Below are 19,994 nucleotides of genomic sequence, written 5' to 3' on the forward strand. Positions count from 1 at the left end.
AAAATGATGAAACGTACACGGGAAGCTTTGAAGAGCGAGCTGCAAGGGCTCATACGCCATAAGTTTAAAATAAACGTCGATGAGCTGCATGACGGACTAAGATTGAATGAAGATTTGGCTGTCGATTCCATTATGATTGTGCAATTAATCGTATTTCTTGAGGTGGAGCTTAAGCTGCAAGTGCCGGATGATCAGGTCGATCCCAGAACATTCGCTACAGTTGGTTCATTGCTTGATTTCATGCAAAGTCTGGAGCCTTATCCGGAGGAAGCGCCTGATGAGGAGCAGCCTGTAGAGATGGTGAACCGCGCATGGTGATCAAAGAAGAAGTCAGCATTAAGGTTCATTGTATCGTCAGCTGTTTGTGCGAGGTGATTCGCGAGCGAAGCGATTATGATTACCGCCCGTTTTATATAGGCTTATGGGATGCTCCATTCGACGTCACAGATGACGGGCAAATTACGTACTATCAGCATGATCTTGATCACAGCCATTACTTCCAATGGTATGAAAAGCTGTTCGGAGCCCCTGTCCATGAATGGTACGATGCGGCTTTGCCCAGAGAAGTTAATTTGGAGCGCATGCTGGAACTGATCGAAAACTGTCCGCCCGATCGCTATGTGATCGCGCAGATTGATCTATCTCTCATGCCGGAGCGCGAGAACAAATTTCATCAAAAGCCGTTCCCGCATTTCCTCATTCTGGCCAAGACGGAGCGCGAGGACGAGTGGCAAATGATCGATGCCGACTTCAGATGGCAGGGCATTGTTCAGAAGGAGAGAGTCATCCAAGCTTTCTTGGAGAATCCGTTCGGAGGCGGCTTCTACGTTGATTCGGAGCGCATTATGGAGCCGACGCGCGAGGCAGTCGCAGCATATTTCCAGGATGTATTCCGCTGGGAGAACGAGCTGACGGATACGCTGCGGAACCGGCTAGCGGCTATCGGCAGGGGTGAAACTGGATTTACCGTGGATATGGTAGAGAAGGCGGTCAAGCAATTGCCCGTATTGGCGATACGCAAGTACAGCTACGAGCATGCGCTCATGTACTTTATTGAAGAAACAGGTTCGAGCGACGAGACGTTCGAAGCCTATACGGATAAGGTGGAGTTGCTAGTACGCGGCTTCCATAACGTTCAGTATCAAGGCATGAAGTTTGCGATGATCGGCAACGGCAGTCAACTGCCTACCATTCTGAGAAAGCTTGAAGAGATGGATAAGTTAGAGAAGGAAATCAAACACGAGCTGTACCGGTTGTACAGCCTGTGGGAGGCGATGCCATGAAGTATTCCTTCTGTACGATCTCGTTCCGGCATCAGCTGATTTCCTTCGCCGAGCTGCTCCGGTTTATGAGAAAGAAGCAATTCGAAGGCATCGAGATATGGGGCGTACATGCGATGGGTCTGTATGAGCATGAGCGCAAGGAGACTCAGGAGCTGCTGCATGGCATGGCGGGAGACGATCTGGCTGTGTCGATGCTCAGCGATTATTTGGATATCGATTCGGAGGAGAGCTTCGCCCGGTCGGAGCGAAAGTGTGAACAGCTGATCCGGCTGGCGCATTGGATGGAGACACCGCGAATACGGACCTTTGCCGGGAACAAGTCGAGCCGCGGTGTGACGATTGCGGAGCGAGATGTGTACACGGAGCGGCTAAGAAGGCTGTGCCGCATGTGCGGGGAAGAGGGCGTGCAGTTGGTCGTCGAGACGCATCCCGGCACGCTGGCCGATGATCTGGATTCCACGTTGACGCTGCTGTCGGATATCGGCCAGGACTCGCTTCGACTGAACTTCGATGTGCTTCATGTATGGGAATATGGTGGAGACCTGCTGCACATGCTGCATGTGCTGGAGCCGTGGATCGATCACTTCCACTTCAAGAACATCGCATCGCCAAGCCAGGTTGGCTTGTTCAACCCCGGGAATATCTATTCCGCTTCCGGCGACCGCGAGGGTATGGTGCCGCTGCACCAAGGCTTCCTCGACTACCGGAAGCTGCTGGAGGAAACCTCCCATCTCGATTGTTACGCTTCGCTGGAATGGTTTGGTCCCTCGCCGCTAAGCGCGCTGGCAGAGGATATCGACTGGCTGCATAAGCAGCGGTATAGCTTGGTGCGGGGGTAGCATGGAGTGAATTTCTGTTGTCTAGGTCGTAATGACTTGGGCAACATTTTTTTTGAACTTTTTTGTCTTGTTCAAGATCGCGTCTTCTAGAAAGGATAATAAAATAAAAGAAATTTATATTGTAATTTACAAAATTTAAAATATACAATTTTGTGGTTACAATATACTTTTTTTGGGGGTGAAAAATGAAAGGTAAAAAAGTATTCTTAATCATCTCCACCGTCTTCATATTATTGTTAGTAGTGACTCCTACTCAATACATACCAATCAATGAAAGGCGGTGGAACAAACAGTCAAATCAGAAATACACTGTATATTTGAAATATTCTATACCCCCCAACTCTGTATATCGTTGAGGCATTTGATTATGCAGTAAAAAAGTGGAACAGTGCCCGCAATAATACAAAATTTAATTTATCAGACTCAAATACCTCGAGTCCTTTTTTCGTAGCTGCTTCGTGTCGCACTTCATATTACAATTCATCTTTAAAATATATTTTGTTAAATTCACTCCATCCGAATGCTTCTTCTAAATTAAATACAAGGGGGAGTACAGCTACACATGAAGTTGGCCATGCTATAGGCTTAGGTCATGAATTAGTTAAAACTGCAGTCATGAATCATAGTAGGAACAGAGAAATTATCGTAGATCCTCAAACTGACGATATTAATAGCGTAAATGATATAAAGATAAAGCTTAAGAAGAATCTTCTGGTCGATAAGGCTTTTACCCTGCTTTGGTGGCCGAATAAACTTGAAACCCTAATTCCTTTAGGGCCAAACTATCAACATAAGCATCAAAGACTCATACAGAATTTTCTTGGTCTATATAGTCATCTAACGTATTTGGCAGTAAATGAATTTGGTGTCTATTCTCACCTTCGATATATGGCATACATGCTCATCTCCTTTGATATAGAGATTCGATAAAGGACATGCCAAAAAACAAAGGTTATTAAATAATTGTTAGACAGACTGACGTATGGTTTGATGAGGAGGGGCTGAAATTTCTCAGCCATTTACTCTAGCTCAAAGACAAATACCGGTAGTTGGTTTTTTTTTGAAGATAATATCCAATTATACAGATATGCTTGTTGACACTGTTAATATATGATATTGATTGAAGTAATACTTTCCAGTAATAAAAAATATTTAAGGGGATGAGCGCGTGACCACAAGTAACTACAAGTTATATCGTATTGTATCAGCAATTATTATTAAAGAAGATTCTATACTTTTGGTGAAAAGTGGAGAAGAAGGAATGGAAAATTGGGGTCTCCCTGGAGGACAAATCGAGTTAGATGAAACATTACTAGATGCGCTAGAAAGAGAAGCTCAGGAAGAAGTTGGACTTAGGATAGAAAAAAATTCTTCTAAATTAGCATACATTCATGAAAGCTATATTCCTCAATTTCAAGCACATTCTATTGTAACGACATTTTTAGTAAATAGATATGAAAAAGACATACCCACAATTAATGATCCAGATGGAGAAATAAGTGAGATAAAATGGGTGAAATTAAATGAAGTGTCGGAGTATATAACAAATGATAAAGTTGCAAAACCACTTTTAGATTATCTTGATAATAATACATTGGGGTACTATCTTGATCCGGAGATGAAATGGTGAAAAATATTCAGTTATAGCGAAAGGAAAGGGGGAAAATATATGGATGCAACAGAAGCACAAGAAAATCAATTTAAGATAGAGGAGATTCTGATACTAAAGCTTTCCAAATTAGTCCCATCCGAAGAAGAATTAAAATTTTGCTCGAACTTAATAATCAACATGAAAAAATTTGACTGGGAAGTATTTGTCAATCATTTGTTCAATCATAAAGTTGCTCCAATTGTTTTTAGAAACTTTATTAAGTACAACATAAAATTACCATACTCGCATTGGTACAATGTGCTGGATTTATTTTATGCAGCAAATAATCAAAGAAATAACTTCATGAATGAGACACTTATAAATGTTGTTAGTGAATTAAACAAATTAGGAATAAGGTGTGTACTATTAAAGGGTGCAATGTTAAATCAGTTAGTATATAAGGATCAGGGGCTAAAGTTTAGCAATGATATTGACATTCTGGTTGAAACTAAGAATATTGATGATGTGATAGAGGTATTTGTTAAATTTGGATTTGTGCAAGGAGAGTATAACTACTTTAAAAATGTAATTGAAAAAGCATCAAGAAAAAAAATTCTTTTTCAACGAATGACGACTCATGAGATATTTCCTTTAATGAAACAAAGCGAACACGATTATTGCAAAGTAATGATAGTTGATGTTCATTTTGATATATTTACACACGCTAAGAATATGCGTCTAAGTTTTGATATAACTCGGGTTTTTGAAACAATTCAAAAGAACTTCTTTAAAAATGAAAAAAGTGAATGGTATTCAATGAGTTCTGAATTTAACTTAGTGCATCTCTGTGCACATATTTATCAAGATGCAACAATGATACATTCTATAAAATCTAAGAAAGATATACAAATTATTAAATATATGGATTTGTATGAATACATTAAATTTAGCTACTTAAAGATTGATTGGAGTAATTTAGAAAAATTAATTCATGAAAATCAATTCAACAAATTAGTTTATTATGCGTTGTTTCATATGCAATTGATTTATGGAAATTGTCTCCCGGAAAAATTTATAAATAACATTAAGCCTGAGGATACTCAATACTTGAATAAATTTGGTTTTGAGGAAGAACTGTACATGGAGTGGGAAACAGACTTTTATGGTCGAATTTTTGATTTAAATAGAAATGAACAAATATCGAAAATTTCTCAAGATAGTATTATAGAAAGTGAAAAATATACAAATTTTCTAAAATTAATATGAGTATATAAGGTGGAATGTTACATAATGGTGGACCCGAATAGAAAAATAATAGCTACTATCGGACCAAGTAGTTCGTCAATTGAAGTTATTAAAGAAATGATATTGGCGGGAATGCGTATTGTTAGGTTAAATTTTTCGTATAACTCTCATGAAGAGCATCTGGAAAGAATCAAAACAATTAGAAGGGCGGCAGATATTGTTGGTATTCCGGTCCAAATAATGCTCGATACAAAAGGGTATGAATTTAGAATTACCGCATTCAAAATGTTTGAACTTATGGAAAATGATATATGTAAAATCCACATAGCGAAATCCCATGAAATTTTGGAAGTAAATTATTATATCGACAAATTAACTATAATAATACAGAAAGAAATTGTTATTCGTACTGGGCAAATGATAATGATAAGAGATGGACTTGTACAACTTGAAGTAGTAGATAATAATGACGGATGGTTAACTTGTAAAGTAATTCGAGGTGGGCTTGTAAAAGACAAATATAAAGTTAATTTTCCAGGATTGAATATTAATAGATGTGTTACTGAAAAAGACATAGATGATATTCTATTCGGCCTTGATCAGGGAGTAAATTTTATTGCCGTATCGTATGTTCAAACTGGTGAAGATTTAGAAATTGTGAGAAGACTCATTGATAACACAGACATTAAAATAATGGCAAAAATTGAAACTAAATTAGGTGTTGAAAACATAAATTCAATAATTGATGCAGCAGACACAATTATTGTAGCTAGGGGAGATCTCTTAGCAGAGACTGATTTTTTCGAAGTTCCAATCTTACAGAGAGAGATATTGAGAAAATGTAAAGAAAATAAAAAAGAAGTAATCCTAGCTACTGGATTACTAGATTCAATGATGACAGACATCCTGCCTACAAGATCCGAAGCCTCTGATATATACCATGCCTATGAAAATGGATTTAATGGATTTATGTTGACTGGTGAGACAGCTGCTGGAAATCATCCAGTTAGTTGTATCAAAGTTCTTAATAAAATAATAACACACGCCTTCAAATTTAAATATCAATGAAGACTCATTTTAGGGTTTAACAAGGCAAACTACCTCAATTTTTCTACTCAGGCCACCACAGCTATTAAAGACAACTACCACTCCTTAAGAAAATACTTAAATCATAATGAAAAACTGTGTAAATTTTAGTTATTTGCTTTATGAAGGAGCAAAATTAATTTATGTATAAAATCTCAATTTAGGTGTTTTTATATGAGTTTTTATTGACTCAAGGAGGGAATAATGTGGAAAATCAATTTGAAAAGATGTTTAAGCTTAAATCCATCTTACTTACTGAAGGACTTAATATTTCGGAAAATATAAAGAAAATTAGTAGATACCATAATAAGAGTATACAACTGTATTCACACAGTAAAGAAAATATAGATTTTTTAATACCGGATGACCTTATCTTAATGCCAGAAACGCACGTCGGAAATCCTATCATATCAAGAGTTCGTTACAACTCCTTTTCAAAATGGTTACTTGATTGTGATGATCTCAATGTTTATGTTACTGATGGAAAAAACAGAGTAAATGTAACATTACCACCTGATCCATTTTTTTCAAATATTTATCTTCAAGATAAAACACCACTCAATAAGTTGGTTCAAAAACTTGGTATAGATTTATTGGGAATAGTACCGAGTAATTATTGTTTTTATTTTGGACAAAATTTGCAATGTAAGTTTTGTGAAATTGTGCCTACTTACAAGCAATATAGGCCATACAATATGGCCAAAAAAAATTCAGAAATTATAAAAGAGAGTTGCAGTCTATCATTTGAATCTAACATGGATTTGAAACACTTGGTTATCACATCAGGGAATATCCATTCTTATGATTACACAGTGAACGAATTTATCAAAATTGGGGAAGCGTTAAGAGAAGTAAAAGAAAAGTATCGATTTGATCTTGTAGCGACATTAATGCCGCCAGATGACTTTAAATTAATTGAAAAATTAAAAGATTCAGGATTTGATAAAGTGTATTTTCCTATTGAAGTATACAATGAACGATTATTTGAAGTAATGACTCCTGGCAAAGCACAATATGGGTATAAAAAACTGCTTGATGCATTACAGTATTCTGTTGATGTATTTGGAAAAGGCGCAGTCTATTCCAACCTTATATATGGTTTGCAATCAATGTCACCAAATCTAGTCTCGAAATTCAATCCTTCATTAGAAAACGATTTGTGTGTAGAAGGAACTCAGTTTCTTTTGGGATTAAATATAGTACCAACGTATACAATCTATCATTTCTCAGGTCATAATCAGATTGGAGAGATATCTTTAAACTCAGAATATACATTTGAATTTTTTAAGCAATATGGTGAATTAATTATGCAGTCTGAAATCATCCCGGAAAGTAGAAATGCTGTTATATTCAGCCTAGGTTCATTAACTAACACATTATATAATGACGGTTATTGTTTTGAGAAATTGAATAAAGAACTAAATAAAGAGCTAAATAAAGAACTGAAGGGATCTGGTGTTTAATGTCACTTATAATTTTAATGATATCGGCATTCATTTTTGGAGCTATAGCTAAATATGCTGATCTATTAAATGAACATGGACTTCAGCCTCCTTTTAAATTTATGAAATTACTCTCAGGAATAATATGGGGAACAGCTGGTTGTATTATCGTCTATTCAAGCCCGCACCTTGCAATTATGTATACCTCATTTATACTATATTGGTTTTTAAGAATAAAATTAGAGTATACAAATCATGCTATTGCTGGAGTCATGATTATTGGTACATCAATCTATATTCATGGTAGTTTTTTTGAATACAGCAGCTATTTTTCAATACTACTATTACTGTATGTATTCACAGGTTACCTGCAAGCGTATCTAAAAAAAAGGATAGTCTCATTAAAATCTTTTCTTAGGTTAAGGTTACAAATATATTTAATTCCTTTGGGTTATTCTATATCAATAGGTGAATACACTCCATTTTATGTAACCATAATGGGTATGGTTGGGACTGAATTAATGCATTTTTTGTATAAAAAATATGAATCGGATGTAAGAGATACAGTACAAATAGAACAGACAACATAAAGATGAGGTGATACCTTGCGTTCTCGGTCATCAATTACAGACATTGAAAAGTTACCAATCAATAAAAAAGTACTGGTAATTGCACCACATCCTGATGATGAAATTTTTGGATGTGGTGGATCAATTATACAGCATAGTATGTTAAATCATAATGTATCAGTAGTATATCTAACTTTCGGTGAGAGGGGATTGAAAGAAATCCCTCTCCTAGAAGCGATTGATGTTAGAAAAAAAGAATCAGGGTCTGTTTGTGAAAAAATTAGAGTAAGCGAGGTATATTATTTAGGATTTAAGGATAAAGGAATTCTTGTTAATTCTGAATCTATAGAAAAGTTGAGAGGCATTATAGACTCAGTTGATCCTTCTCTTATATATCTTCCTCATTTTAATGATCAGCATCCAGATCATATTGCTGCAAATTATCTTTTATTCAACTCACTAAATAATAGCCATTATAATCCAAAAATTGCAGCGTATGAAGTATGGAATTTATTGGAGGCAAATAGTTATATTTATATAACAGATATTATAGATAAAAAAATTGAACTAATAAGAATGTATAAAAGTCAAATTAAACAATTCGATTATGAAAGATATATTATAGCGATTAATTCTTTACGAGGATGTCAAGCGGATTTTTTTAATAGTTCTATAAACATTAATAACTTCACTTACGCTGAAGCATTTATTATCGAACAGTTTAATGTTTATTCGAACAAGCTAGAAAAAATTATTAGGAGTAATGGATGAATGGAAATGTCTCAAACTAAATATCAAGTTGCTGGGAAGATCATGGGTGAAATGTTTTCAAATCAGAAGTATCAGAGCGGTACTAAACAAGAGTGTGATTTCTTAATTGATAAGTTACTAATGAAACCCAAAAGTCAAATTCTCGATATTGGTTGTGGAGTTGGTCGTCACTTAATAAATTTTGCAGAACACGGGCTATACGGAACTGGAATTGACATTTCGGAGAAATTGATAGAGATTGCAAATTCAAATAGCAGTATGTTAAGAGATAGAATAAGCTTTCAAGTATTTGATGCATTAAGCATTACTTTTGAAAATGAATTTGATTATGCAATTTCACTATTTACAGGGGCTTTTGGTGTGATGAATTCTCCGGAGGAAAATTTTAAGGTACTTTTGAACATGTCACGTGCTTTGAAACCAAACGGAAAATTTGCAATAACAGCTAGAAACTCCATTTATTGCGTTAATAGTGAGTCGGAAAAAAACAACAAGATTGATTTTATCGAGAATAAAGTTTGGAGTAATATAACCGCCACTGGAGTGGAAGGAGAGTTAAAGACAACATTCACTTGGTATACATATACTTCTTCTGAGCTAATTATGTTATTGAAACTTGTAGGATTGAAGGTTACAGGTATTTTTGACTCAGCCAGCGGAGCTGTGGGTGAGTTAAAATTCGATAATAAAAGCAAAGAAATGATGATTATTGGATATAAGAACTAGTATATGGAGGCTTCATCTATGCGGTTTGGAATAAAGTGGCATGCCCATATATTTGGAAATGGAAGCGTTGCAGGTGTCTCACGTGAAATAACGAAAGCACTATATAACTCAGGGGCATCTATATGTATTAATAATGTAAATAACACAAAAAATATTGCAGAATTGATCATGGATTCAGAGTGTGATAGGAACCTATTAATGGAACTATGTAAGAAGCAATTAAATAATATTGAGCCTTTAGTAAATATTAGATTTGCTAAGAAACAACAAAATGAAACGTTTAATTCTATCATAAATCATAGTGGAGTAAAAGTATTGAAATTAGCACTCCCATTTAATTTAACTTTTTCAGAAATAAACAGCAAAAATGTTAGCAGTTATTTTGATAAAATTTGGGCAAACTCTTCCTATGTAGCGGAGAGCCTATTGGAAATGGGAATAGATAATAAGCTAATTGACATAGTCCCACATGGTATAAATACAACAATATTTAAACCAAATACATTGAGAAAATTTAATAGTGAGGGTGAAAAGTATACTTTTTTGAATGTAAGTATACCTCATATTGAACTTAAAGGTTTGGATATATTGGTAAAAGCCTATTTTGAGGAGTTTAAACAAAATGATGACGTTCGTTTGATACTAAAGATGAGATATGACGACTTTAGAAATACTTCTTTCAAAAGATGGGTAAGCGAGATTAGTACTAAAAACGGATCAAAAGCAGAACTTACTATATTGAATTCATATAGTACTCCTAAAGACATGGCTCGCCTATATAATTCTTGTGACTGTTATATTCAGCCATCTAGGTCAGAATCTTTTGGTTTGCCTGTACTTGAAGCTATGGCTTGTGGATTACCAACTATTGTTAACCATGCAGGGGGGATGTTGGATTATTGCGCCCCTATGTCTACTTTATTTGTTAGAAATACTTCTGAAGCATTGTCGAAGAATCAGTACTCTTTACCGCGATGGTTCATTCCAAATATAGATGATTTAAGAAGTAAAATGAGAAAGATGTATGATAACAGAATGTATTCAATAGAAATGGGGAAAAAGGCGCATAATCATGTTTCAATGAATTATTCATGGGATCGTATATCGGAAATTATTATTAATAAATGTGAACAATTAGTTTCGTATTGAGAGGGGTAAATGATGATTACTATGATACAAGGCATAAGTTCAAACACCGGGAAAAGTGTAATTACAAAAGCCTTTGCTCGTTTATTAACAGACAAGGGCTACAATGTAGGGACGTTTAAACCTATCTTGGTATGCAAGGACATTATCCATGAGGGACTTTTGTTCACTGATATTAGAATGATTGCAGCAGTAGAAGCTTGTAGAAAAAGACTTTCGATCATTAATAATCCTATTCAAATTGTTCCTTTTGGTTTAGATGGAAATTTTTCAAAGTATGTTGGGAAACTATATATTGAGAAGAATTATGAATGTGAAGTTGAAATGTTAGGATTTGACAACCCATACTTTAGAACACTATCAAAGAATGTAAAAAATAAAATCAATGATGCTATATCGACCAACTTACATGAGTTATTGCGAGAAAGCGATAAAGTAATAATTGAAGGGGCTGGAAGTCCTACTGATTTAATGGAAGAGGATTTAACTAATTATAAAATTGTAGAGAACTTTGACGTAAAAACGATTTTAGTAACAAAAGTTTCTTCAGGAGGTGCGGTGTCTGGCTTAATGGGAATGTACCAACTTTTACCTGGGATTATTAAAGCCTCTGTTACAGGGTTTATTTTGAATGATGTAATAGGAGCGGAAGAAAAAGTTTTGGAAATGGAATTGTTTTTAGAAAAAACATTAGGGATCAAATCTTTAGGTAGATTTCCTCATATTTGGTTAAAGATTCAAAACCTTAGTTCCGAGGAACAGTTAAATCACCTATCTAAAAATTTCGAAAAAAACATTCGATGGAATGACTTTTAATGAGGTGAAGTTGGTGAAAGAAATTGAAAAGCGAAAATATGATCATGTAATGATATGTCTTCAAGAGAATACTAAAAGTAAACTGACAAATGGATTTGATGACTATATATTCAGTCATAATGCACTTCCAGAAATAGATTATAAAGATATAGTATTGAAAACTGAATTTTTGAACAAGACGATTAATATGCCCTTTTTAATTAGTTCAATGACTGGTGGAATGCAATTTGCAGAAAGGATAAATAAAAACTTAGCAATAATAGCTGAAAGAAAGAACATTCCCTTTTGTCTTGGCTCTTTAAGAGCCGCCTTGGAAAATAAAGAACTATTAAGTTCATATCAAGTCAGAAAATATGCACCGTCTGTTTCAATAATTTCAAATATTGGCGCTGTCCAATTAAATACAGGTTACGGTATAGATGAAATTATAAATTCAGTGAAATGTGTTGAAGCAGATGCTCTCGTACTTCATTTAAATGGTTTGCAAGAAGTCTTACAGGAACATGGAGATACAAATTTCAAAAATTTATTATTGAAGATTGAAACACTTTGTAGTCGTCTTCCTTTTCCGATTGGAGTCAAAGAGGTTGGTTGGGGTATTAGTTCAACTGTGGCCAAAAAGTTGCTTGAAGTAGGTGTCAGTTTTATTGACGTTGCAGGTGCTGGCGGGACATCATGGTCATTAGTTGAAGGCAAACGGACAAAAAATTTAATTAAAGAAAAAGTGTCTCAGACATTTGCTGAGTGGGGGATACCTACAGCAAGGTGTTTATTGGATATAAGAGGAGCACTGAAAAATTCTGGGTTTGATTTTACTCTAATAGCAAGTGGAGGGGTTAGAAATGGTCTTGATGCTGCAAAAGCCCTATGCTTAGGCGCGGATATAGTTGGTTTTGGGAAGGTTATCCTTGAGAGTGCAGCAAAGTCCACAGAGGTATTAGAATTAACTTTTGAACAATTTGAACTTGAACTTAGAATGTCTTTATTTGGATTAGGTTTAGATAGCATTGAGAGTCTAAAAGGTAATTTGCCGCTATTAACATATGTAAATTAGTCTATTGCCTAGAATGAAACGGAGAGGTAATTAATATGAGTGTAATTATATTCAAAAAAAGAACAAGCACTTCTGCTATAAGTCTAATTAAAAGTACTAGTACATCACTATATGAAGAATAATAAAAAAGTAGTATTTTGTGGTCCAAGTGGTTCTGGCAAATCTACGTCTGCTATATTATTGAAGAAACTACTGAATTCTAAAGGTAAGAATGCTGAAATTATTAAAGTAGCGCAACCGGTGTTAGAGGTACAAGAAGTATTCTTTAAAATTGCCAAGGTGAATAATTTTCGAGACAATCAATTACTACGGAATATTTCTGAAGAATTTGTTAGGTTAAGCAACAATGAACACTTTCTTGTTGATAGATTCATAAATAATGTAGCAAAAAGCGAAGCGGATTTTATTATTAATGATGATGTAAGGAATATTGGAGAAGCATACAGAAGATTAAGCAAAGAGAAGTTTTTATTTGTTAAAGTTTGGTGTCCGTTAGTAATTAGGCAGGTACGTTTGGAAATAAGAAGTGATTTAACAACAATAAACCGATATGATGACTATGAAGAATCAAATTATTATTTTGAAATTAATAATTCAAAAGACAAAGAATATTTAGAGATGCAGATTGAAACTCTTTCGACACTTCTATTGAATGAATAGTAAATCGTTTTGTTATTACCTGAATCCGTGACGAGCTTCTAACAAAAGCCATAGATTTATAGATATATTAAGCGTAAATGGAGATAATAATGTGTTTTGCTCCTACTCCAATTTGCATCACTGAGGTGAATGACAATGGTTCTAAATTTACGCTTGAAACTTCCAGCGACTATCTGACATCACGCGCCGGTCTCGTTATTGCCGGTTAGATGCGATCTTACGCAATAAAATAAACGACTGAACCAGACCGTGCTCGATCATGTGAAAGTTCCGCTCATTTCAATTCGGACAAAGTCCGTGCCTAGATCGGGTTGCTTTGTCAGGGCATGAGTGACATCGATCATATCGAACCTTACCGCAATGATCGCTTTTTCCCGTAAGTGCTCGGGAAAAGAAAGATGAAATCCGCGACGACGATGCACTAGCATTTAAACGCGCTGTTCCAGGCGGGGAGTGGCAAAAGATCCTTCTTGAAGAGTCGGTTCACCAGTTGCTTCATTTTCAAGCTCCGCTTACCCCCTTGTCCGATAAGCTGTTGATGGCAATACTTCCTCTTAGATGCCGCTCAATCTGGACGTTTTCCTTCTGACATCTCCGCTACAAAGAAAGAAGGCGTCTCGCGAACCTATTGGGGATTTGATGGCGAAAGCATGAACGACATGTTTCCGCTTGGGGCATTTCGTTTTCAGATTGAAAGCGAAAACTCAAAGCAAAATGAAGTTGGGGATGGATAAAGTAATCGCTGGCGTCACGAATGCAGATGCTGTTTAAGCCTCACAAAAAAATTATTGAATAATTTCCAGTTAGTGATGTATAATGTATGTAATGATAAAAATAAACTATTTTTATAATAAAAGCATATTTTTTATATAATCAAACGTAAATCACTTTTTGTTATTGTTGCTTTTTCCGTTTAATCTGGGGTTAATTATATTCGCTAAGCGAAAGGCGGTTCTAACTTGAATTACATAAATAAAATAGTACCTTTCAACGAATTCTGGATGAATTGCATTTTAAATTCCGCCTATTCGATCGCCGTTACCAGACATAATAGTTACACTGATGCCGCTTACATCAATAATTATTCATACAGTAGTTGGGAGGCTGCTATTGATTCGGAGTTTATCAGCCCGACGATTGAAGTGTTGAATTATGCTGATAACTGGGACAAATTTGTGCTGAGTGAAGTTATTGAATCGGAACTGCCGATTTTCTTTGAGGATACGCAGAACTTTACAACAGAACTACATAAGATCATTTCAGAACAAAAAATAATTAAACTCCATGTAGATCTTTTCTATTGGTTACCAAAAAACATTGCTTGGAATCGCTTCCATATGAGCCATTACGCAATAATAAATGGCTACGATGCAGAGAAACGGGAGTATTTTATTTTGGATGATGATATAGATGGATATGGAGTGCATGTAATCCCCGAGGAAAGATTAGTTAAGGCTTTTCACAATTCAAATGCAATGATTAATCCTAACCCGACAACTCCGCATGCGTATGTTTATTGTATCCGTGACAGCATCGCTCCTTACACTATAAATATAACTGAGGTAATAGGCCATGCCAAAAGACTAGCAGGGGAACTATCTGTATTTTCATTCAAAAATTTGTGGAATTTCAAAGAAAACAATAAGGACGATTTTAATGAGTACATTAATATCTCTCTAATAGGGATTAACATTATAGAAAACAGGCATACTGGCAACGAGTTTTTGATAAAAAGGCTAGTAGAGTTGGAATTGATCGACAGTACGACATTTGAAAACATGAAAGCAAAATTGCTGAAATTGCAAAGAGGGTGGAAAGCGATTAAACAAGTGTTCATTAATTGCATGGTATCAAACTCGAAAGAAATTAATGTAGATTTAATAAGAAGCAAAGCTAATGAAATGTTGGGCATAGAGATAGAAATGTGGTCAGTCTTATTAGAGGAAGAAAATAAGGGAGTGCGAGTATGAACGAAATACGTGAGAAAATCAGAAGTATATTTCTGAATTATGGAGTAGGCATTAAAGAGTCTGATGAAGAGACGCTAATTGATGATGTGATGGGCATTGATTCGATTTCATATATTCAAATATTAAATCATATTGCAAGAGATTTCGGGTTTAGAATTGATGATTCAGATCTGTTTTCTGCTGATCTAACCACGTTTAGTCAAATAGTAGAATTCTCAATAAGTAAAACCTCTAGTTCATAGCATTCCATATACTCATACATTCATGGAGGGATAAATGTGAAGCCTGCTATTTCGGTTATCATTCCTACTTATAACAGACTTGTTGGATTGGAACATACATTGAAATCATTAGTAAACCAAGAATTAGATAAAGAAAGTTATGAAGTGCTTGTATGTGATGACGGTTCGAAAGAGGATACTTACTTCATTGTGAAAAAATTTGAGGACGACTTAAATATTTATTATCAATATCAAGAAGACAAAGGATTTCGAGCGGCGGCTGCCAGAAACATGGGGATCAGGAAGGCCAAGGGCGATGTATGTCTTTTTATTGATAACGGAATAATTCTTCATAACAATGCTTTGAACGAACATATCAGAATTCATAATGAATCAAGTCGTGCCTGTGCTGTTGTGGGTTATGTGTATGGATTTGATGTTTTTGAAAGTAATGAAGATGAAATCAAAAAAGTCGTAGAAAACACGAGTATTGAGAATGCCATTCACATATTAAGTGAAAAGGGCATCGGAGATGTAAGAGAAAAATTTTATATGGAATTTTCAGATGACATCGATCAAATGCCTGCGCCATTTGTGCTGTTTTGGACATGCCATGTGTCTATGAGCAGAAAATCATTGATTGATATTGGAATGTTTGATGAAAGCTTCACGACCTGGGGGGGAGAAGACATAGATATAGGAATAGCATTACAACAATACGGTGCGAAATTTGTGTTAGCTAGAAATGCAATGAGTATTCACTACCCTCATAAAAAAGAATTTGATTTTGCGAATGAAAGTGATATAGCGGATCGTCATGTTGATGAGAAAAAAGAATACTTGTACCGAAAGTATCCGACGAGAGCAGTTTATTTATGGACACAATCAAACGATGATGTCGAGTTGAATAAAATATTGATTGATGAAATAACAACCATAAACCACCCACGATGAGTGTTTAGCTGCTAAAGAGAAAGGAGTGGTGAATATGGAAATGGTTTTTAAAAATTCCTCCTTAAACTACTTGAATTGTAGGAAAATTCAAGTAGCAAATTATTTTCACAGTATAGGTCTCTCTTACAAGTTTTTTTATTATGTGGCTTTAGAAAACACTGATAAGGTACTTGTTGAGACCATTAAAATGAGAAAACGTAAATGGAAATATCAATCTAATGTACTATTAGATTCGGAAATGAATGAGTTAGGCATTAAACCGATAAGAATTCCGTTTGAAAAACTTAGTGATATTAAAAATATTGTTCATGAACTTCTAGAAAGGAAATTACCCGTTTTTTTATGGGTTCAAGCTTCAGAAGTGAAACATAATCCAAACCTCGACCGTGAGTCTAAACATTCGGTCGTGTTAACGGAATATTCGGAAAAAGTTGACGTATACCAAATTCGAGACATTCCTTTTTTCTCAGAGGTGTTCTATAAATTCAATGATATGGAAAAAATGTGCAACGGTATTCCCGAGGAAAGAAGGGCCATATTGTATTTTGAGTTTTCCGATGAACCTTTGGAAACTAAGAGATTAGAAAGTAAACTTAAATCATATATCCACGATTATAAAGATAGTTTAGAGTTTTTCGAATATATGAAGGAAGTTTTTTTGTTGTGTGAAAAGAAGTACAGGAATCTTAAGGAAGACTTCCATTACATTGATGACGCATTAAGTATCATCGCAGGTTCAAGATTTTTATTTGCCAATGCATTGAAGGAATTCAAATGGAACGAAGTTTATTATAGATTATTTATGATAATTTCTGAAAATGTTGAGAAACTAAAGTTAATGATCTCAATTGGTTTAATTAAGAAGAAATACGACTATAAGAAAATAGTTATAGTTATAGATAAACTAAAGAAAATGGAGCATGAGGCGATATTTTTATTGAAAAACAACTTGGGAAAAAGTGATGAAGAATTATTTCGAACAACTTCAAACTTGAAGATTCAACGACCTAATAAACCAGTCTTGCATAAGTTTAATAGCACTAATATGAAAATTATATGGGATGAGATACCTGACAACGTTTGGGTTACTTCTTATGAGATTTATAAAGATGGTGAGGCAATAGGAACGAGTCACCAACCGCAGTTTAATATAGCTGATATTGAACCGAATCGTTCATATGCAATTTCCCTCAAAGCGATGGATGTATTTGGGAACTACAGTAAGATGAGTCTGGTAAATCATGTTTTTATTGATACTGATACTGTGATAAATCATAGCGACATTGCCTTATATAAAGGGGTATTTACTTCTTCGGATGAAGCGATATTACATTCAGGTGATAATGTAGTAGATGGAAAAAACGATACAAGATGGGGGAGTCACCACTCTGAAGAAGTATCCTGGTTATATATTGATCTCGGAAAAAAAGTGAGTTTTTCCACTGTTATTATTAATTGGGAGTGTGCGTTTGCCAAAAGATACAAGATTCAAGTGTCTGCCGACACTGATATGTGGACAAATATATATGATAATGAACATGGAAAAGGCGGGATAGAAAAAATTTCAGGGATAGAAGGCCACACCAGATACATCAGGGTACTTTGTGAAGAAAAAGCTACGGCATTTGGTTATTCTATTTGGAATCTATCTGTTTACGTTTAATAAAAAATTTAGGGGGAGTACATGTATACTTTGATACATGATTATATTGAACTATGTAAGACTAAGAATTTCACAGGTTTTCAAGACCAAAGAATTATCCAAGACATACCTCTCTCAAATACACAAGATAAGTACATCTGCCTTACTTTTGATGATGGTCCTCATCCAGAATATACTCCACAAATACTCGACATATTAAAGGAAAACCAGGCGAGAGCTACATTTTTTCTTTTCGGAAAATTCGCAGAGCAATATCCCTCAATCGTCCAAAGGATTTTAGGTGAGAATCACGAAATCGGAAACCATACATATTCACATCCTACATTAACTACACTTGATTTAACTGAAATCGAAGAGGAGATCCTAACAGGGGAAGTAGCAATTCAAAAAAGTGTAAATTATCGTTGTAACTTGTTTAGACCACCCTATGGTATCTTTGCTAACGAGATTGTAGAAAAAGTAAACTCTCTAAATTATAAATTTGTTTTATGGTCCAGAGAAATGCAAGTTGATGACTGGAAGTTGCCTGGCACAGAAAAAATGGTTGAAGAGATATTGAACAAAGCCCAAAATGGTTCAATTGTACTCTTGCATGATGCTGGCGGCAATAGGGATCAAACGGTTGAAGCTACAAGAAAAGTCATACCCATATTACTGGGGATGGGATATAAGCTTATTACAATTAGTGAGTTGATAAAGGTTTATGAGCATTTATAAAAATTATATAAGGGAGAAGTAATTATTGTTTACAGTGGAAGATACTAAGAATATAGATTGTAAAGAGCAATTAGAGGAAATCGTTTCTCTTTTACGAAACAGATCTAATCATTACGAGGAAACGGAGACCTTTCCACATGATAACTTTGACCTGATTGTTAAAGAAGGGATCCATAAATTAACAATTCCTCAATCTTACGGGGGAATGGGGTTTGGTTTCGAACAGATAAGCAGGGTGTTAACGGAACTATCCTCGGGCTGTCCATCTACTGGACTATGTATGGCGATGCATTACTACACAGTAGGTGGCCTAGATGGTGCTTTTAACAGTGAACAGAAAGAGATTGTTTTTAATGATATTGTTCAAAATGGTCATTTTACCTCTTCGTTTAATCAACCGAATGTGAACATAGTAGTGGCGAATCAGGATCTGTCCAACAGTACTGGTATATCTATTTCTAAAGTTGACGGCGGCTATATAGTAAATGGAGTTAAAAAATTTGTTTCAGGTATATTGAGATTTAAATACATCCCTATTTATGTAAATCAAGTCGTAAAGGATAAAAAAGGATATGCAATTACTGCATTACTTGCAACTGTAAATGACCATGGAGTTCAAATTGGCGATACTTGGGGATGCTCAGGAATGAAGTCTACATGCAGCTATGATGTGATTTTTAACAACGTATTCATTGAAGAGAAGAGAGTTGTTGGCAGAGAAGGGAAAGGTATTGAAGATACAGCAGAGTTGGTTTACTGGTCGCGCATGGCTATTTCTTCTGTTTATTTGGGGTTAGCTAAACATGCAATTTCTTACATCACAACTCTTTTAAAGGAAAAAAGAGATAGGTTAACAAATAAGAAAATGGCTACAATGCCTGGAGCCCAATTTTCATTGTCAGACATGATGATTAATTATGATGCGGCAGAGAGTCAATTAATGATGTTCTCGAAACTTGCGGATGAAGAAAGGGAAAAGGGCGCCTTCTCAGACAGATTACATCAAAAATCGCTAATCACGAAATATTTTATATCACATACTTGTAATAAGATCATTTGGGAAGCTATGCAAATAGAAGGTATGGGATCAATGTTTAACAAAAGTCCATTGGAAAAATTATATAGAGATGTTAGGGCGGCGACTTTTCATCAACCCAATGATGATTTATTGAAAGAGCTGCTTGCCAAAAAAGCACTTGGTTTTATTCCTCTTAAAAATCGATGGTAAATAATAAGTTTAA

21 protein-coding genes are annotated in these 19,994 nt (G+C 35.1%); all 21 read left to right on the top strand.

Features of this window, described 5'->3' with window-relative positions:
* The first annotated feature begins 6 nt into the window (after positions 1–6).
* The 21 genes from AC0YNW_RS17280 (at position 7) to AC0YNW_RS17380 (ending at position 19,981) form a co-directional block, all read left to right on the top strand.
* Entirely contained in the window at positions 7–318 is a 312-nt protein-coding gene (locus AC0YNW_RS17280) for a phosphopantetheine-binding protein (RefSeq protein WP_475833167.1), read from the top strand.
* A complete protein-coding gene (locus AC0YNW_RS17285) occupies positions 312–1,283 on the top strand; it encodes a DUF6005 family protein (RefSeq protein WP_475832981.1) in 972 nt (323 codons plus the stop codon). Before AC0YNW_RS17280 ends, AC0YNW_RS17285 begins: the two co-directional genes overlap by 7 nt.
* Positions 1,280–2,122, top strand: a complete 843-nt coding sequence (locus AC0YNW_RS17290; protein WP_475832982.1) for a sugar phosphate isomerase/epimerase family protein — start codon at positions 1,280–1,282, stop codon at positions 2,120–2,122. The genes AC0YNW_RS17285 and AC0YNW_RS17290 overlap by 4 nt, the downstream gene beginning before the upstream one ends.
* A gap of 498 nt (positions 2,123–2,620) precedes the next feature.
* Positions 2,621–3,052, top strand: a complete 432-nt coding sequence (locus tag AC0YNW_RS17295; RefSeq protein WP_475832983.1) for a matrixin family metalloprotease — start codon at positions 2,621–2,623, stop codon at positions 3,050–3,052.
* Between the two features lie 238 nt (positions 3,053–3,290).
* Positions 3,291–3,752, top strand: coding sequence for an NUDIX domain-containing protein (locus AC0YNW_RS17300; RefSeq protein ID WP_475832984.1), 462 nt, complete (start codon positions 3,291–3,293; stop codon positions 3,750–3,752).
* Positions 3,753–3,791: 39 nt separating this feature from the next.
* Positions 3,792–4,979 (top strand): nucleotidyltransferase family protein, encoded by a 1,188-nt coding sequence (locus AC0YNW_RS17305; RefSeq protein ID WP_475832985.1) that lies wholly within the window; start codon positions 3,792–3,794, stop codon positions 4,977–4,979.
* A gap of 24 nt (positions 4,980–5,003) precedes the next feature.
* Positions 5,004–6,026 carry a pyruvate kinase gene (pyk, locus tag AC0YNW_RS17310; RefSeq protein ID WP_475832986.1) on the top strand — a complete coding sequence of 341 codons (1,023 nt, stop codon included), beginning with the start codon at positions 5,004–5,006 and terminating at the stop codon, positions 6,024–6,026.
* Positions 6,027–6,250: 224 nt separating this feature from the next.
* On the top strand, positions 6,251–7,507 hold the full coding sequence (locus tag AC0YNW_RS17315) for a radical SAM protein (RefSeq protein ID WP_475832987.1): 1,257 nt from the start codon (positions 6,251–6,253) through the stop codon (positions 7,505–7,507).
* On the top strand, positions 7,507–8,076 hold the full coding sequence (locus AC0YNW_RS17320; RefSeq protein ID WP_475832988.1) for a hypothetical protein: 570 nt from the start codon (positions 7,507–7,509) through the stop codon (positions 8,074–8,076). The genes AC0YNW_RS17315 and AC0YNW_RS17320 overlap by 1 nt, the downstream gene beginning before the upstream one ends.
* A 15-nt stretch (positions 8,077–8,091) precedes the next feature.
* A complete protein-coding gene (locus tag AC0YNW_RS17325) occupies positions 8,092–8,826 on the top strand; it encodes a PIG-L deacetylase family protein (protein ID WP_475832989.1) in 735 nt (244 codons plus the stop codon).
* Positions 8,827–9,552, top strand: a complete 726-nt coding sequence (locus AC0YNW_RS17330) for a class I SAM-dependent methyltransferase (RefSeq protein ID WP_475832990.1) — start codon at positions 8,827–8,829, stop codon at positions 9,550–9,552.
* An 18-nt stretch (positions 9,553–9,570) separates the two neighbouring features.
* Positions 9,571–10,701, top strand: a complete 1,131-nt coding sequence (locus tag AC0YNW_RS17335; protein ID WP_475832991.1) for a glycosyltransferase family 4 protein — start codon at positions 9,571–9,573, stop codon at positions 10,699–10,701.
* Between the two features lie 9 nt (positions 10,702–10,710).
* Complete coding sequence (locus AC0YNW_RS17340) at positions 10,711–11,514, top strand: AAA family ATPase (RefSeq protein ID WP_475832992.1); 804 nt, start codon at positions 10,711–10,713, stop codon at positions 11,512–11,514.
* Positions 11,515–11,527: 13 nt separating this feature from the next.
* A complete protein-coding gene (gene fni / locus AC0YNW_RS17345; RefSeq protein ID WP_475832993.1) occupies positions 11,528–12,568 on the top strand; it encodes a type 2 isopentenyl-diphosphate Delta-isomerase in 1,041 nt (346 codons plus the stop codon).
* Between the two features lie 111 nt (positions 12,569–12,679).
* The gene (locus tag AC0YNW_RS17350; protein ID WP_475832994.1) at positions 12,680–13,228 is read left to right on the top strand and encodes a hypothetical protein; all 549 of its coding nucleotides are present in this window, start codon (positions 12,680–12,682) and stop codon (positions 13,226–13,228) included.
* Between the two features lie 959 nt (positions 13,229–14,187).
* Positions 14,188–15,198 carry a hypothetical protein gene (locus AC0YNW_RS17355; protein ID WP_475832995.1) on the top strand — a complete coding sequence of 337 codons (1,011 nt, stop codon included), beginning with the start codon at positions 14,188–14,190 and terminating at the stop codon, positions 15,196–15,198.
* Positions 15,195–15,440 (top strand): acyl carrier protein, encoded by a 246-nt coding sequence (locus tag AC0YNW_RS17360; protein ID WP_475832996.1) that lies wholly within the window; start codon positions 15,195–15,197, stop codon positions 15,438–15,440. Before AC0YNW_RS17355 ends, AC0YNW_RS17360 begins: the two co-directional genes overlap by 4 nt.
* Positions 15,441–15,476: 36 nt before the next feature.
* On the top strand, positions 15,477–16,373 hold the full coding sequence (locus tag AC0YNW_RS17365; RefSeq protein WP_475832997.1) for a glycosyltransferase: 897 nt from the start codon (positions 15,477–15,479) through the stop codon (positions 16,371–16,373).
* A gap of 34 nt (positions 16,374–16,407) precedes the next feature.
* Positions 16,408–18,036 (top strand): discoidin domain-containing protein, encoded by a 1,629-nt coding sequence (locus AC0YNW_RS17370; RefSeq protein WP_475832998.1) that lies wholly within the window; start codon positions 16,408–16,410, stop codon positions 18,034–18,036.
* Positions 18,037–18,057: 21 nt separating this feature from the next.
* Entirely contained in the window at positions 18,058–18,753 is a 696-nt protein-coding gene (locus AC0YNW_RS17375) for a polysaccharide deacetylase family protein (RefSeq protein ID WP_475832999.1), read from the top strand.
* Between the two features lie 34 nt (positions 18,754–18,787).
* The gene (locus AC0YNW_RS17380; protein ID WP_475833168.1) at positions 18,788–19,981 is read left to right on the top strand and encodes an acyl-CoA dehydrogenase family protein; all 1,194 of its coding nucleotides are present in this window, start codon (positions 18,788–18,790) and stop codon (positions 19,979–19,981) included.
* Positions 19,982–19,994 lie beyond the last annotated feature (13 nt).

Source organism: Paenibacillus sp. J31R120, assembly GCF_056269225.1.